General features: G+C 42.2%; 11 protein-coding genes and 1 other RNA gene. 3 read left to right on the top strand and 9 right to left on the bottom strand.

The window, feature by feature from the left end; all coding sequences use genetic code 11:
* Positions 1–56: 56 nt before the first annotated feature.
* Positions 57–614: a hypothetical protein gene (locus On2M_RS18220; RefSeq protein WP_136455427.1), complete on the bottom strand. Its 558-nt coding sequence runs from the start codon at positions 612–614 to the stop codon at positions 57–59.
* A 122-nt stretch (positions 615–736) separates the two neighbouring features.
* Between On2M_RS18220 and On2M_RS18215 the strand changes: the two genes are divergently transcribed.
* From On2M_RS18215 to On2M_RS18205, 3 genes are all read left to right on the top strand, one after another.
* Positions 737–1,351: a hypothetical protein gene (locus tag On2M_RS18215; RefSeq protein WP_136455425.1), complete on the top strand. Its 615-nt coding sequence runs from the start codon at positions 737–739 to the stop codon at positions 1,349–1,351.
* A gap of 112 nt (positions 1,352–1,463) precedes the next feature.
* On the top strand, positions 1,464–2,546 hold the full coding sequence (locus On2M_RS18210) for a protein kinase (protein ID WP_168770032.1): 1,083 nt from the start codon (positions 1,464–1,466) through the stop codon (positions 2,544–2,546).
* 9 nt (positions 2,547–2,555) lie between these two features.
* Positions 2,556–4,193, top strand: a complete 1,638-nt coding sequence (locus tag On2M_RS18205; RefSeq protein ID WP_049114039.1) for a hypothetical protein — start codon at positions 2,556–2,558, stop codon at positions 4,191–4,193.
* A 545-nt stretch (positions 4,194–4,738) separates the two neighbouring features.
* Here the strand turns inward: On2M_RS18205 and On2M_RS18200 are convergent.
* The 8 genes from On2M_RS18200 to On2M_RS18165 form a co-directional block, all read right to left on the bottom strand.
* Positions 4,739–5,635, bottom strand: a complete 897-nt coding sequence (locus tag On2M_RS18200; protein ID WP_210905275.1) for a plasmid partitioning protein RepB C-terminal domain-containing protein — start codon at positions 5,633–5,635, stop codon at positions 4,739–4,741.
* Positions 5,632–6,528 (bottom strand): ParB/RepB/Spo0J family partition protein, encoded by an 897-nt coding sequence (locus On2M_RS18195; RefSeq protein ID WP_045351110.1) that lies wholly within the window; start codon positions 6,526–6,528, stop codon positions 5,632–5,634. Before On2M_RS18195 ends, On2M_RS18200 begins: the two co-directional genes overlap by 4 nt.
* On the bottom strand, positions 6,518–8,074 hold the full coding sequence (locus On2M_RS18190) for a recombinase family protein (protein WP_210905274.1): 1,557 nt from the start codon (positions 8,072–8,074) through the stop codon (positions 6,518–6,520). The genes On2M_RS18195 and On2M_RS18190 overlap by 11 nt, the downstream gene beginning before the upstream one ends.
* Positions 8,075–8,356: 282 nt before the next feature.
* Positions 8,357–9,586 carry an integrase domain-containing protein gene (locus On2M_RS18185; RefSeq protein ID WP_048249317.1) on the bottom strand — a complete coding sequence of 410 codons (1,230 nt, stop codon included), beginning with the start codon at positions 9,584–9,586 and terminating at the stop codon, positions 8,357–8,359.
* 164 nt (positions 9,587–9,750) lie between these two features.
* Positions 9,751–10,114, bottom strand: a transfer-messenger RNA (tmRNA) gene (gene ssrA / locus On2M_RS18180).
* Between the two features lie 72 nt (positions 10,115–10,186).
* Entirely contained in the window at positions 10,187–11,350 is a 1,164-nt protein-coding gene (locus On2M_RS18175; RefSeq protein ID WP_210905452.1) for an HlyD family efflux transporter periplasmic adaptor subunit, read from the bottom strand.
* 7 nt (positions 11,351–11,357) lie between these two features.
* Positions 11,358–13,544, bottom strand: a complete 2,187-nt coding sequence (locus On2M_RS18170) for a type I secretion system permease/ATPase (protein WP_210905273.1) — start codon at positions 13,542–13,544, stop codon at positions 11,358–11,360.
* On the bottom strand, positions 13,541–14,950 hold the full coding sequence (locus On2M_RS18165; RefSeq protein ID WP_151218121.1) for a TolC family outer membrane protein: 1,410 nt from the start codon (positions 14,948–14,950) through the stop codon (positions 13,541–13,543). Before On2M_RS18165 ends, On2M_RS18170 begins: the two co-directional genes overlap by 4 nt.
* Positions 14,951–15,040 lie beyond the last annotated feature (90 nt).

Below are 15,040 nucleotides of genomic sequence, written 5' to 3'. Positions count from 1 at the left end.
GAACGGTGCAACCGCTTCTATAAATTAGCTCTTGCTCAATGCCTTATATAAATCCATTAGGGTTTAACAGTGTTCGTGGTTTTTTTATAATTCTCAGAGTCAGGTGATTCTTCTAAGCATATATCATTTTTTGGAAGTATAAAATATATGTCTTGGGTTATTGTCTTTCTGTAAGCAAAAGAAGATGATAGGATATTTGCAGTAAATTTCTTAGCGAAAACCTTGTCTTCAAAAGAAGATTCCAACTCATTAATGGAACTAATAGAAGCGTTAAATGATGGCTCTTTTAGTTCCTCTATGTTCATGTAATCAATTTCATGATTGATGTTGTCATCTATTTCTGAAATAAATACTATTGCCGATTTGTTTATTGCTTTGGGGTTTTCTGTTTTATTTTTTGTGTTGTTTAGAGTGTGCAATTCTTTGCAAGCAGAAGTAAAGTTATAGAATATGCGTGTATTTTTCTTAAACTCCTTATCAATAATCATAAAAATAGAAATAAAACCTTTCCCACAAAGACTTTCTTCAATGAATTGGGTTCTAATGTAAGGAGGGAAAGGGAAGAAATAATCAGGGATGCAAACTTGAGAGAGAATATATCTATTGATGGACATGAGCAAAATCTCATCATGGTTAGGAAGAGTAAGTATAGGTTTCTTTAATAGATATTGCAATCAACTTCTCTATTATTGACTTTTACCTATAATCAATTAAAAGATAAAAAGGAGGTGTGAATATGGAAAATAAAAAAGAGTTTATTTCTGCCGTTTCAATAATAGCGAAAGATTTTTCTGACTATTATGATTATAACAATATTTATATTGATCAAGACAATACAATTTACATAAGCAATACCGGGTATTTGTCAATACCATTATCTGTTATCGATGCGAATAGGGTTTTTCTTGGTAGTGATCTTTTATTATATAAATCTATAATTTCGTTGAAAGTAAAAAAAGACATTAAACATTTGTATTTAGAGCTAAATGACGATGGCTATCATTTTATTCATTGCCCTGAGGTTAAGGAAGCATTAGAAATGGCTTATTTTCAAGAAATAGCAAGTGATTTATTTGTGATTTCTTTTATAAATAAATTTAAAAATGACGAAAATGAATTTTCAATTCGAATGAATAAAGTGTTGTTGCTTTATGATATAAAGAAGGCTTTTTCAATACTTCAATATGTTGTTGCTTATAAGGTGGTCAAACTTGAAAGCATAAAAAAAATTTTAAATACATACATAGAAAATCTGCTATCTTTTGATGAAAAATTCAAAGAAAAAAGTAACTTTAGATACATAAGTGCATCTGTCTTAAATCTGTTCTCTCTCGATAATATTGAAATATGATTTGTTTTAAGTTTACATCTTAAGGTGAAACGATTCGTAACATTTTTTTCTTTTGAACTTTACTTATGACGATTTCTGAGTAAAAATGATACAAAAAAATGGAGGCTACTATATGACAGAGATGCTTAGTCCAGCTAACACATTAGAAGGAAAGATTTTAAAAGAAAAATGGCTGGTGCATAGACGAATTAGTAATAAAGAAGAAGGAGTTCCAGGTACTGGGGGGAACTTCTCTGTTTCGTATATAGTCAGTGACACTGAAACTGGAAAGGAATTCTTTTTAAAAGCCTTTGATTTTTCTAATAGTTTGAAACGCTCTGCTGAAGCTAAAAGAAATGTTATGGCGGATTTACACACATTAACTACAATTTATCAATTTGAAAATCAGCTTCATCAAATTTGTGATTCTAAGAGACTGAAAAGAATAGTAAAAGTTTTAGATGCTGGTGATGAATTTGTTGACGGCGATTTTATGAAAGTCGTCCCATATCTTGTTTTAGAGCTTGCAGACCAAGGAGATATAAGGAAATATTTGTCTACTTCTGCTGAAATATCAATTATGGCTAAGTTGCAGCATTTGAAAGATGTTGCTTTAGGGTTAATTCAACTGCATAACTCCAGTATAGCTCACCAAGATATAAAACCTTCAAATATAATGATTTTCAGTGAGTTAGGGGCGAAAATTGGTGACTTAGGAAGAGCAAGTTTACAAGGCCAACCTCAGTTGCACGATGCATATAATATTGCCGGCGATCCAGCATATGCACCACCTGAGCAAATTTATGGATATACTGTTAAAGAATGGCTTGACAGAAGGCAACGATGTGACTTGTATCAATACGGATCACTTATTACTTTTCTTTTTACAGGCTTAACACTTAATGCACTTTTAAAAATGACCTTACCTTCAGATATTTCTCCTCGTTCTTGGGGAGGCCAAGGTAATTCTTATGAATTATCACTGCCTTATCTTGAGCAAGCTTTTGAGAAAATTTTGATAGAGTTTGATACCATCAAGCCTGAATGGATGTCTAAAAAACTAAAAGACATAGTTCGTCAATGCAGTCATCCTAATTATAAACTACGAGGTTGTTCTAAAACCATAACAATGAAGAACCCTGTATTAGGTATCGAACGATTTGTAAGTGATTTTGATTTGATGCTTAAAAAAATGAAAATTGAAGGTATTAAGTGAGAGTGTAATATGAGTGTATTTAAGAAAATAGACAGGCGAGATTTGATACCGATATGGAAAAACTCAATAGATGTTCCAACTATTGAGTTTCTATCCGTGAACTCAACAATTTCGCCTGAGATTGAAAGCACTTATTTCTTTGAACTTATAAATGATTTTAAGTATAAAAGATCACTTGGGGTTGGTGCTGAATTGCTTAACATAGCTATCCTCACTAACAATATATCCCAAGTTCAACATGTGGCAGAATACATTTTGAAGGATCAGTACTCTCCTATAAGATTAAAAGATCTGGCAAAACATATTTTGGATGGAAACGCCTTTTTCCCTTTGGAAAATGTAGGGCATAACGCTGAAGAAGAAATTCGCTTAAAGCGGAAATGGTTAAAAGAGCACCCCAAAGACTCCTTGAGTTGGATTGATTTAGGAAGAGCATTTGTATCTATCGGAGAACATGACTCTGCAAGGAAAAGCATATTAACTGGCTTGCAACTTTCAAATCATAATCGTTGGGTATCAAGAGTTTCCTCAAGGTTTTTCATTAGTGTAAATGAAAATGATATTGCTCATAAAATTCTTAAAACAAATCCTAATTTGACCTCTGACCCTTGGATTTTATCTGCAGAAATTGCAGTAGCAAAGAGTAATGGTCGTAATTCTCAAAACTGGAAAATTGCAAAAAAATTAATCGACACCATTAAATCAGATTTTCATCTAACTGAGTTAAATAGTTGCCTGGCATCTCTTGAATTATTGAGTGGTAATCAAAAAAAGGCAAAGCCTCTTTTTATTAATTCTCTGAAACATCCAAATTCGAATGTTTTAGCCCAAGCTAAATGGGCTGAAAGAATTAGTGACTTGAAAAATTTAGTAGACGATGAACATTTGAAGAAAAGAAAAAATTCAAATGAGGCAAAGTGTTGGGCTTATTACGAAGAATGTGATATGGAGTCTGCCTTAAAATATGCTTTATTATGGCAAGAAGAAGAACCGTATTCTGGTGAACCTGCTATATTAAGTAGCTATATTGCAGCTTTGTTGGACAAATATGATGAGATGATTCGTATTGTAAAAAAAGGTCTAATCGTAGAGCCTGATAACGATACATTAATTTTGAACAAATATTTTGCTGAAGTGTCTAAGGCTGAAATTGAAAATGAAGAAATAAGTATTGAATCTGTCAGTCCTATTTTGAAATATATAGAAAAAGCGTCTCATTCTCAAGATAAGGGAACAATTGCCCACGCATATGCTAATATTGGTTTCATCTTCTATAAGTTAAAGGATTTTAATGCGGGAAGAGAATGGTATGAGAAATCCATTAATACATTTTTATCTATAAATCATCCTTCACAAGTGTTGGCTGAAATGAACCATCTCAGAGAGGCTATTATTTCGCAATCACCTTGGGCCAATGATTTATTCCTGTCTTTCAGTAAGAAAGTCGGTAAAGGGGGGATTTGGAACGATCCTGCTATAAGATTTTATATGCCGAAATTAGAAAGGATAAGAAAAGATCCTTCAAACTGGCGAGCTTTACTGACAGAAGGTATAAGTAAGTCCACAGATAAGTTTTTAGTAAGTAAGAGTTCAGCTATATTCAATTTAAGCAGTAGTAATCCAACTATTTGGTTAACCAAGAAATAGGTAAATATATAAATCCCTGAAGCTTTTAGTAAGGGATTTATATTTTTAATTTTAAGCCTATGAGGCTCTTTTAAATGGTTAAAATCTAAATGCATAGGACGAACGGTGATACTCGTAATGTAGTTGACTATGGATTTATACAATTTTAATGATTATCTTGAAATAAAAAATCCCCACTAAACTATAACGACAGTTTCCTATCAAGTCCTCTAAAATTTGGCTGCAATCACTTTTATTTCTTGTCATTTAACATATGTCCCCCCCGCCATAGCATTAGCACAAATCGCTCTGCCGGACATTCCTCGCGATTCTTGGTTGCACTTGTTTCATCTTTTTTCAAGTGTGCAAGAGTCGCTTCAAATGTTTCTGTTCCAACTTACCAATAGTATTCAAAATAGATCTCATCCCGTTAGCCACACGTTCACACCCTTAACCCGTTCGCATGATAACGGCTAATACTGACTCCTTATGTTACTAATATATAATAGAAACCTATGTGGCTGTGTAAATATACTTATTAATTTTTTGTCTATATAAAACCATACCTATGACTGGCTGTTTTCAGCAAGAGTCTTATCAGCTAAAGAGTTTATTCTCGAAATTCTTTTTAACTCATTAAGATAATCAACCTCGTTTTCCAAGAACCAATGAAGAACTTTAGAGTTACCAAGTAATTTATTAATATATGACTGGATTATCACGAATTTCAACATATCTGAACCATACTCGGTTTGAAGTTTTTTTGTTTCTTCCGAAGTTGTTGCCATTTCCTGTTCCAGACGAAGTATGGTTTTTTTTATGTCCTTTTTATAGGGAGTGTTTTTCCCTTTATTTACTATCATTGATGCCGGTGTAGCATCCAAGATGCTCATTGCAAATTTTTTACTATAATTATCAAAATTAATCATTGTACCGACTGCTTCAATTTGACGAATTGGCTTCATTTTCCTCAAAACATCAAATGTAGCCTTAGGTATAGGTTTATCAGAAAGTTTCGCAATTACACTTGGATCTATACCGTTCATCACATTAGCTTTATCTTTTATAGCATCAATAGATATTCCCAAAGCAGCACTAAGTTTTTCAATTGAAACTTTTGCCAAGGACTTGATTATCATTCTATGTTCTTCAACTACATTTATATGATTGACTTGTTTGTTAGGAGTGAACGCATCATCTATGCTCGAAAGTATACATGGAGCTTTTTCTATGCCTAAGTCTTTTAAAGCCTCAACCCTCAAATGGCCATCGAGTATCTTAATGGCATCTTTATCTTTGTCATAGAACACTATTATTGGTTCAATAATACCTAAGCTTTCAACAGAGGTAACTATTTGATGATATTTATGACTTAACTTTACATTTTCTAACAATTCCTTAGAGGGAATTAACTTGTTAGTTTCTAAATAAATAAAATTGTCGCCAAAACGTATCTGAATCATTTTGAAGCCTCTTTGTTTATTGGATTGAGGATTTGAGATGGCAGTTCTGATAGATTCTCTTGTTCAAGTAAATTTTGAAAGCTTTTATTCATCATTATGATGTTAAAAATCTCATTTACTATCAGTAAATTAGTTTTTATAAATTTAGAGTTGTTATAAACAGATTTATGTTCAGCGATACTATTTTCATAAAGCCCAATTAACTCCTCAGCAGTCATTCTTTTTGATGGTTTGTGATAATAAAACCCGGCTGCTTTTGCACCTTTATTCCCAATTGTTCGCTGATTTAGAATGTGTTTTATCTTTATAATGTCCCGGCTTTTAATTAATTTTTTATCATATGCTTCGGTAAGAATATCTTGAGCTTCTTCAGTTTCACATCTTGCAAATTGCACTGCAAGATATAGAGGCAAATTCCCCCGTTCGACTGCAGAGAGAAGTTTATGCTCTCCCTTATCAAGAAGCATATTTATACTGCTCACCCAGTTCGATGAATACCCAGTAATCTCACTTATTTCGGAGTCTGAAAGTCCTCTGATTTTCATATCTTTTATTACCTGTAATAACTCATTGGAACGTGGTCTCCTCCTTGCAATGTTTTCAACTAAACTCATAACGTAAGCATCTTCTTCTGATACATCTCTTATAATTGCTGGAATAATGGTTTCACCTAATGCAACGAGAGCCTCTATTCTCCCTTGACCACAAATTAAAGCATATTTGAAATCGTCTTCATCAATCGCTCTCACGCTTATAGGCTTGCTTAATCCTCTTTTTTTTATGCTTTCCTTAATTTCTTCATGCACTACCTTATTTCTAGTTCTTGGGTTAAGGAATTTTATTTTTGCAATCTCAATTTGTATTATTGGGAATTCATTTGTTTCAGGCAGCATATAGTTCCCTCACTTTCATGCGAGTAATAATTTGTAGAAGTTTATCCAGATTATCAAATCTATAGAGATCTAATCGAATGTTGTTTGTTTCCGTCATGCACATTTTACTATATTCGTTTTCTATCTTTGGTATGATATAAAAATCAAGAGGCGAAATATTTTGTGAATCCATTCGTATAACAATTGTTATGTCTGCTTTCTGTGAGTTATCAAACCGGACCTTCCATCTAAGTTTACCTGATTTCATATGTATGCATTTAGTAATAAGGACGGAAATTAAAAGCTCATCATTGATGTAAAGCATTGGGGCATATTTATATTCGTCTATATAGCAGTTACTTTTTAAAATCCTCCCCTTAAAATCCTCAATTATACCTGAGTAAAATGATCTTAGTGCTTCATTTATTTGGAGATAACTGTAATCATGTTCTGGCTTATAACCAATCAAAGTATATGCTCTTAAAAGACCACCAAATCGGGTTCTGTAAACAGAAGATGAAGGGCCTGTATCATCTTCATCAATGATAAATCCTGATAGTTTTCCATTAGATTCCAATTTTTGTTTTAGCTTTTCTAAAAGCTCTTCATTAGTCAAATGTATGGATCGGAGCTGAATTATATCTTGAGCTTTATTATATTTTTTCTTTGAAATAATGGGTTTATATGCTTTGTCACATCTAACCCATTCATGTTTGGGGTTTTTTACAAGTCTACTTTTTAGTTTAGATGAGGTTTTGTTATATATGTTGTTTCCAATATATTTTTCATTTGTCAAGATTTGATGTACTTTTGCACGAGTCCATAATGTTCCATTTTCTGCAGGTATATTCTGTTCATTTAATCTCTCAGCAATAATGAATTCTGGTACGTTATAATCTATAAAGAGATCATAGATTCTATTTACAATTTTTATCTCATTTTTGGGGCCCGGAATTAATATTACTCTATCTGTTTGAATACTCTTTCTTTTGCGGAAACTCAATATTTCTTTAGCTATGCCATTTTCATCTACTAAAAGACGTCTCAGCCCATAACCAGCCATGCCGCCTTGATGATAACCAAGCTTTATTAAATTTACTTGTCCTATAAATACCTTTTCTGATAAATTCCTGCTGTGATATGCAGCACTAGATCTTTTTATATTCAGTATTACAGAAGACTCTAAAGGGAAATCTTTAGTGGGTATAGGTTCAGAACAGTATATAAGGTCTACACCGTTTCTCTCAAATAGAAAGGAATAATATGCAGCTTCATCACTGTTTTGAAAACGACCAAAACGACTCACATCATAAAATAATACAGCCTGTATATCTATTTTCTTTTGTTCTACATCACTAAGTAACTGCTGCAAAGAATGCCTGCCTACGATACTGACTCCGCTCTTACCTGCATCATCGTAGGTATAAGCGATTTCCATATTGTTCTTTTCAGCATAATCTTTGATGTATTCGGACTGATTATGTAAAGAATATTGCTGATGGTCGGTAGACATCCTCAAGTACTGTGCGACTCTAACTTTATGATTTTTATCATTTTCGCTAGCCATGCACGAAACCTCATGGATGATTCAATACAATGTAGAGGATAAAATTGATCAATTTTTAACCAAATTCAACTCTTTTATCATCGATTAGAGCGAATTTGGTAAATCTTCGAGGTGTATGATAATCGAGAAGAGATGTGAATTATTTAGCTGATATGACCTACAGCTTTCGTTATGTGGACTCAAGGTCCCCATTTGTAAATGGCTATGCTTAGTCCACATAGGTTAATGGTGTGATTATTAATTCTTTAACTAAATCAAGATAGTTAACCCATCATGGGAGATTTATGCGGCAATAACTTTGCATTTTTGAGACGAAACATAGTCACTCCACCATTGCATGAGAACCACCCGTTCAGTGAGATACTCTGCACGATTGTAGGCTGCAATGATTTCATCTTTCTTCGAGTGGGCAAGGGCGGCTTCTAAGACATCAGTTCTAAACTTGCCAGACTCCTCAGCAGCCGTTCTAGCAATGGATCGCATACCGTGAGCTACAAGCTCACCTCCGAAGCCCATACGGATTATGGCCGCATTGGCTGTTTGTTCATGCATGTGATTGAGTGGAGCTTTGATACTGGGGAAAACCCACTCTCTACGTCCGCTGATGGCTTTCATTGAATCCAAGACTCGCAAAGCTTCTTTACTTAGTGGAACTTTGTGAGGCTTCTTCATTTTCATGAACTCCGCCGGAATGTTCCACATTGAGTTGTCAGTATCTATATCGGCCCATCTGGTGCGAACAGCCTCACCAGGACGAACCCAAGTTAGTAACTGCCATTCAATCAGCAATCGTGTCTCCATACGGACTGAGGCGTTGTTTAACACTGTAAGGAAGCGGGGGAGTTCGGTTGGGGGCAGGGCTGGCATGTTCTGTTTCTTCGGCTTACTAAATCTCTGGGCAAGATTGTCAGCCGGATTGAATTCTATGAGTTCTTCTGTTGCTGCATAGCGGAAAACTTCATTCAGGCGGGATATGATGCGGCGAAGTGTTTCAAGGACACCTCGTTTTTCTATGGGGTCTAAATGCTGTTTAAGCATTTTAGGGCGAATCTCCTTAATGGGGGTATCACCCAACGTTGGAAAGATATTTCTTTCTAGGCTTCGCCAGATGTCGTTAGCATGATCCTGGGAGATGCCTGACGTTTTGACTTTCTCATCAAGCCACTTCTTGGCTACTGCTTGAAATGTATGTTCCGTTGCATCTTTTAGGGCATTGGCTTTCTGGGTGTTATGAACTTGTGGGTCTATATCATTTGCAAGCAACGACAAGTATTCATCACGTAAAGCTCGTGCCTTAGCAAGTGTAAGATGAGGATAGGTTCCTAAGCTCACCTTAGTTCGCTTTTTGGTCACAGGCACTGCATATCTGAAATACCAATTTTTCTTCCCTCCCTTCGCCAGGGGAGCGATTCGCAGGAGCAAACCATCGCCGTCAAAAAGGTTAACCTCTTTCTCGGCAGGTTTGGTGCTTTTGATTTCAGTGTCAGTGAGCTTCTTAGCGATTTTTGCCATTTGGGACCCTCGATTTTTGGACCCTTCTTAGTGGGTCCTATTCAGGGTGCCATAACTCGTAGTTCTCAGCAATTCTCACTGGACGACAATAGACGTAAAAAAGCCCGCAGAGCTTGTGCTGTGCGGGCTTAGTAGACTTCATTGTACTTCAAACAACTAAAAAGTGGTGGAGCTGGCGGGAGTTGAACCCGCGTCCGAAATTCCTACATCCTCGGTACTACATGCTTAGTCAGTCTTTACATTCGCCTGGCACCTGCGGACAGACACGCCACTACCAGACTAGCCTGATTAGATTTAACGCTTCAACCCCAGGCAGGGCCTCCACGCGATCTCTTTTGGGTTTGACCTCTCTTTGATCCCCGTCTTAAGAGCGGAAGCTAGGGAGAGAGGGCTCAGAGCAGGTTATTAAGCTGCTAAAGCGTAGTTTTCGTCGTTTGCGACTATTTTTTTGCGGCTTTTTACGAGGCCAACCGCCCCTCGGCATGCACCTTGGGTTTCGCGAATCCCGTCGAATCCAGAATCAGCCCCAATGTGTGAGAGCAAGTATAACAGACTTGTGACACGCGTGACCAGCCCCTGCAACCCCTAATCCTCAAGGATTTACCGCTCGCGCAGTGCTTCTTTTGCACGATTAAATGGTTTGATTAAATAGTCGACGATGGTTTTTTCACCTGTTTTTATATCCACGGTAGCAATCATGCCCGGTACGATGGAGAAATGGCGTCCGAGTTTGTTCTGCAAGAAGTCCTGATGGGTACGGATAAACACGCGGTAGTAGAAAATTTCTGGTTTCACTTTGTCCTGGATGGTGTCCGGGGAGATGGTTTCGACTACGCCTTCCAGACCGCCGTAAATAGCGTAATCATAGGCGGTTATCTTCACCAGCGCCCGCTGCCCGGGGTGGATGAACGCGATATCGCGCGGAGACAGGCGGGTTTCTATCAGCAGATGATCGTCCAGCGGTACAATCTCCATCATCTCGCCGTTAGGCGGAATAACGCCGCCAATGGTGGTGACCTGGATATTTTTTACAATACCGCGCATCGGCACGCGCACGGTCAGGCGGGTCACGGAATCCTCTCGACCTTTTAAAATAGCCGCCAGCATATCCACTTCGGCGTTGGCTTTTGACAGTGCTTCCCGTGCCTGCACGAAGTATTGCGAGCGCAGGTCGGTGATTTTTAATCCCAGATCGCTTTTTTGGCGTTGCAGGCGCAGCACTTCTACGTGGCTGGCGGCACCGCTTTTCTCCAGCCGCTGAGTAATGGCCAGTTCTTTATTTACCGAAACCAGCGCATCCTGTAGCTCCGCCATAGAATCAGCAAGCTGCGCGCGACGGCTTTTATACAAACGCGTTTCGGAAGCGATAAGTTCCGGCCAGGCGCGCAGTGAATCGGGAAAGACCAGTGGCAGATCGTTAACTTCGGCATTGAGCCTTGCGCTGGAAGCCAGCGAGGCACGATAGCGGGCGGCGCTTTCCCCAACGTTGGACTCCGAACGGGTGGGGTCGAGGCGCGCCACAATTTGATTGGCCTGAACTTTATCTCCCTCACGGACTGTCAGCTCGGCGAGAATACCGCCATCCAGTGACTGCAAGACCTGTTCACGCGAGCTGGGGATCACTTTCCCGCTGCCGGTCGAGACTTCATCCAGCTTGCCGAAATATGCCCAGATCCCCAGGACAGCAAACAGTAGCGTGCTGAGCAGAATAATGCGGTTGGCCCCGGAAAAACGGTGCTCGCGGCGAATATCGAGGTCGTCCATGGCGGCGTCATGCGGATTGGTTTTCATTTTTCCACTCCCGACCGTGAGTAGGGGCAGGTGCCCGGCTTGCATTCAACGCCTGCGCTTTCGGGGCATCCATGACCAGTTGGCCTTCTTTCAACACCACCACGCGTTCGACCAGTTCCAGAACCGGAACGCGGTGGGTGGCAACAATCAATGTGCGGTTGCCCAGCCACAGGTTCAGGCGCTGAATAAACTCCCGTTCGGTATGTTCATCTAACGAAGCGCTGGGTTCGTCGAGCAGCACAATATTGGGTGAGCGCAGCAGCATTCTTGCCAGCAGGATCGACTGCCGTTGGCCGCCGGATAAACCGCTGCCGCCTTCCATAATGGGATGCGCTAGTCCTTTGGCGAGCTGTTTAACGAAAGCCGCCGCGCCGCTGACCTCCAGCGCGTCGAAGATCTGTGCGTCGCTGGCATGCGGTGCGCCGAGGGTCAGGTTCTCGCGCAAGGTACCGAAAAACAGCCGCGCATTCTGGCTGAGAAAACCGATGTTACGGCGTAAATCGGCCATGTCGATTTGTGCCAGGCTCAGGTTATCGAGCCGGACATCACCCTGGATAATCTCCACGCCACCTGCCATGGCCTGTAGCAGCGTTGATTTTCCGGCGCCGTTACGCCCGAGGATCGCCACCCGTTCGCCGGGCATGACCTCCAGACGCGAGATCCGCAGTGGAACGCGCTGATCGTCGCTGTGGTAGCGGAAGTGTGCGTTTTCAAACAGATAATGGCCGTGAAAAGTCTCCTGATGCACGCGGTCTTCATCGTACTGCGTTTCGGTGGGGAGCTGCATGATGCTGTCCAACCCCACCTTCGCCGCCTTCACCTGTTGCCAGCGGGCCAGCACACCGCACAGGTTAGCCATTGGGGCAATCATTCTGGAACCGAGCATCGATGCCGCCACCACGGCCCCGGTGGTCATCGTACCTTCAATGACCATCGGCGCGCCGAACATAATGATGGCGGCGTAGACCAGGCTTTGCACCGACATGCCCCAGCCAATCAGCCCCTGAGTGAGCTTACGCGTGCGCAGCCCTGACTCTCCTGTAATACGGATATAGCTGTTCCACTGCTGTAAAAAGCGGTTTTCCGCCTGCATCAGCTTGATGTCTTCCAGCCCCTGAACGCTCTCGACCAGCACCGCGTTGCGCAGAGTGGATTCATGCGCAGCCTGGTTGGCAAGCACTGCCAGCTTTTTCTGTAACAGCAAGCCAGGCAGAATCATCAACAAGGCAGCGACGGGGGCTATCCACGCTAGTGGCGGGGCAATACAGGCCAGCACTACGATAAACAGAAAGAAAAACGGCAGATCGACAATGGTCGACATAGTCGAGGAAGTGATCATCTCACGAACCTGTTCCAGCTCGCGCAGTTGAGAAATAAAGCTCCCTGTCGAACGGGGGACGGCGCTGTTGCGCAGCCGCAAGGCGTGGCTAAACACGCGATCGGAAATGCGCATATCGGCGCGTTTGCCGAGCAGGTCCATTATGTGGGTACGCGCTTCGCGCAGCAAAAAGCCAAACAGCACTGCGACCAGAACGCCGGTGGAGAGAACATACAGCGTTGGATAAGACTGGGCGGGGATTACCCGGTCATAAACCTGCATCGAAAAGATAATCCCGGCGAGCGACAGGACGTTAATCAGAAAGGCTGCAATCATGACCGGCAGGTAAGGGCGGATGTCCTGTAATACCAGTTCGCGCATCCAGTCGGGCTTGAAGCGCGAAATATAGCGGTCAACCCGACTATCCTTCAGCGCCGACAGCGGACGCAGTGCGGTAATGCTTACGATCTCTGGCAAAAGTTCTGCAACCGCGAGTCGGTTACGCAGGCCCTCATCGGCGATGATAAAAACATCCAGGACATCTTCACCGTTGAAATGTTCTATCACCATCAGTTGGCCGTCGCGCAGTTCCGCTATCACTGGTAAACGCCACTGACCGAACGCCTGTGCAGCAGTATCCAGCGCATGAAATGACAGTCCCGCCTGCCGCGCCAGCTGTGACAGAGCCATCGCCCGACTTTTTCCTGCAAACCACGGGGCGTTGGCCTGGATTGCGCCTGGCGAACAGGTAACGCGATAGTGGCTGGCAATATGCGTCATCGCCTGCGCCCACTGGCTCAGGGCGTGTTCACTAATCGCATCTTTAGCATGTGAATCGACGTCGCTCATAGCGTGATCTCCACCGATTGAATGCTGCGATTATTTAAGGCGAACGCCTGACGAAGTGAGCCGGTGTTATAAAGGCAGTTCAGCTGTAGCTGGCGCAGCTGATTTTGAGTCTGAAGTTCGGCAAAACGGGCCTGATATACCTCCTGCTCAGCGTTAAGCACGTCGAGCAGTGGACGCGAACCAAGGTCCAGATATTGCTGTTGATAAAGCTCGCGCGTTTGTTCGCTCAACCGCTGTTGGCGACGCAGAATCTGCAGGGCGGTGGCGAGGCTCATTGCCTGGCTACGGGACTCAAGTAATTTCTGTCGTACTTCAAGTCGGGTGCGCTGGATGGAGTACTGTGCAGACTCTACCGCGTGGCTGGCGGCGTTGCGTCTGGCGGTGAGTCCGCCTCCCTGATACAGCGGCATTTCAACTTTTACCCATGCAGAATACTGGGTTTTGTCGAGTACCTCATGGCTGGGGTATTTGTCGTTGAGATAGTGCTGAACCGAAGGCTCCAGAGAGATGGTGGGCGTCATCTGCGCGTTGGCGTAGTCGAGGTTTGCCTGCGCCACATTCGCCTGCGCCCATGCCGCCAACACCGCAGGAACCAGTTTATCTTCTGGTTTGACTACATCACAACTGCTGTCCAGTTTGACCGGAAATTCATTGCTGATGCCGTTAAGCGAGTTCCAGCCGAGGAAGCTCATCAGCGTTGCCTTGCTGCTGTCGAGATTGGCTTGATACTGCGCCAGTTGAGAACGTGCGGACTCGATACGCGCATCGGTTTGCACCACGTCCGACAGTGAGGTTGCCCCTTCATCATTACGCTGGCGGGTCAGTCGGCCAATGCCGTTCAGGGCGTTAAGTTGCTCTTCGGCGGCGTCCACCATTTGCTGCCACGTCTGCACCTGGACTATCGCATTGGCGGTGGCATGGGCGATGGTATCAATACTGAGTAGCACATTCGCCTGCTGTTGTGCGGCTCCGGCAGTTTCAGCGCGGACCTGGCTTGCCACTTTGCCGAAGTCGTACAGCATTTGCGACACCGAAATAACCAGCGCCGGGCTAAAGCCGTGGTCGGTGTAAGTATTGCTGTAACCGTTGTTCATTCCGGCAGAAACCTGCGGATAATATTTTGATTTCGCCACGTCGATCTGCTCATTTTGTGAGAGCAGCTTGCCGATGGATTCACGAATAGAAGGATGCCAGCTCACGGCGCGACTCACCGCGTCATTGAGCGTCAGGCTGCCGGGAGCGGCGGCACTAAGCGGCAGATCGGCAACCGCGCCGTCCAGCGAGGGAAGCATCTGGCTGGTGGCCAGACCTTCCGGCGTAATAATTTGCGGTTCATCTTCGGCATTCACCCGCATGGCACAGAGCGTTAATGCCAGCAGCAAGGCAACAGGCGCGACATTTCTCATAGATTATCCCTTACAAAATATGGCAGCGACGACTGTTATTGCCCCGGACGTCATGGCATCCGGGGCTGTAGTTATGGCGCTTTAACGCTA

This window comes from Citrobacter sp. On2M, assembly GCF_018035235.1.
GTDB classification, from domain to species: Bacteria; Pseudomonadota; Gammaproteobacteria; order Enterobacterales; family Enterobacteriaceae; genus Citrobacter; species Citrobacter meridianamericanus.
This window is presented reverse-complemented; position numbering and strand designations above follow the sequence as displayed.

Excerpts from the sequence above, each read along its gene's own strand:
- On2M_RS18220 (WP_136455427.1), bottom strand. The coding sequence starts at position 614 with ATGTCCATCAATAGATATATTCTCTCTCAAGTTTGCATCCCTGATTAT.
- On2M_RS18215 (WP_136455425.1), top strand. The coding sequence starts at position 737 with ATGGAAAATAAAAAAGAGTTTATTTCTGCCGTTTCAATAATAGCGAAA.
- On2M_RS18210 (WP_168770032.1), top strand. The coding sequence starts at position 1,464 with ATGACAGAGATGCTTAGTCCAGCTAACACATTAGAAGGAAAGATTTTA.
- On2M_RS18205 (WP_049114039.1), top strand. The coding sequence starts at position 2,556 with ATGAGTGTATTTAAGAAAATAGACAGGCGAGATTTGATACCGATATGG.
- On2M_RS18200 (WP_210905275.1), bottom strand. The coding sequence starts at position 5,635 with ATGATTCAGATACGTTTTGGCGACAATTTTATTTATTTAGAAACTAAC.
- On2M_RS18195 (WP_045351110.1), bottom strand. The coding sequence starts at position 6,528 with ATGCTGCCTGAAACAAATGAATTCCCAATAATACAAATTGAGATTGCA.
- On2M_RS18190 (WP_210905274.1), bottom strand. The coding sequence starts at position 8,074 with ATGGCTAGCGAAAATGATAAAAATCATAAAGTTAGAGTCGCACAGTAC.
- On2M_RS18185 (WP_048249317.1), bottom strand. The coding sequence starts at position 9,586 with ATGGCAAAAATCGCTAAGAAGCTCACTGACACTGAAATCAAAAGCACC.
- On2M_RS18175 (WP_210905452.1), bottom strand. The coding sequence starts at position 11,350 with ATGGACGACCTCGATATTCGCCGCGAGCACCGTTTTTCCGGGGCCAAC.
- On2M_RS18170 (WP_210905273.1), bottom strand. The coding sequence starts at position 13,544 with ATGAGCGACGTCGATTCACATGCTAAAGATGCGATTAGTGAACACGCC.
- On2M_RS18165 (WP_151218121.1), bottom strand. The coding sequence starts at position 14,950 with ATGAGAAATGTCGCGCCTGTTGCCTTGCTGCTGGCATTAACGCTCTGT.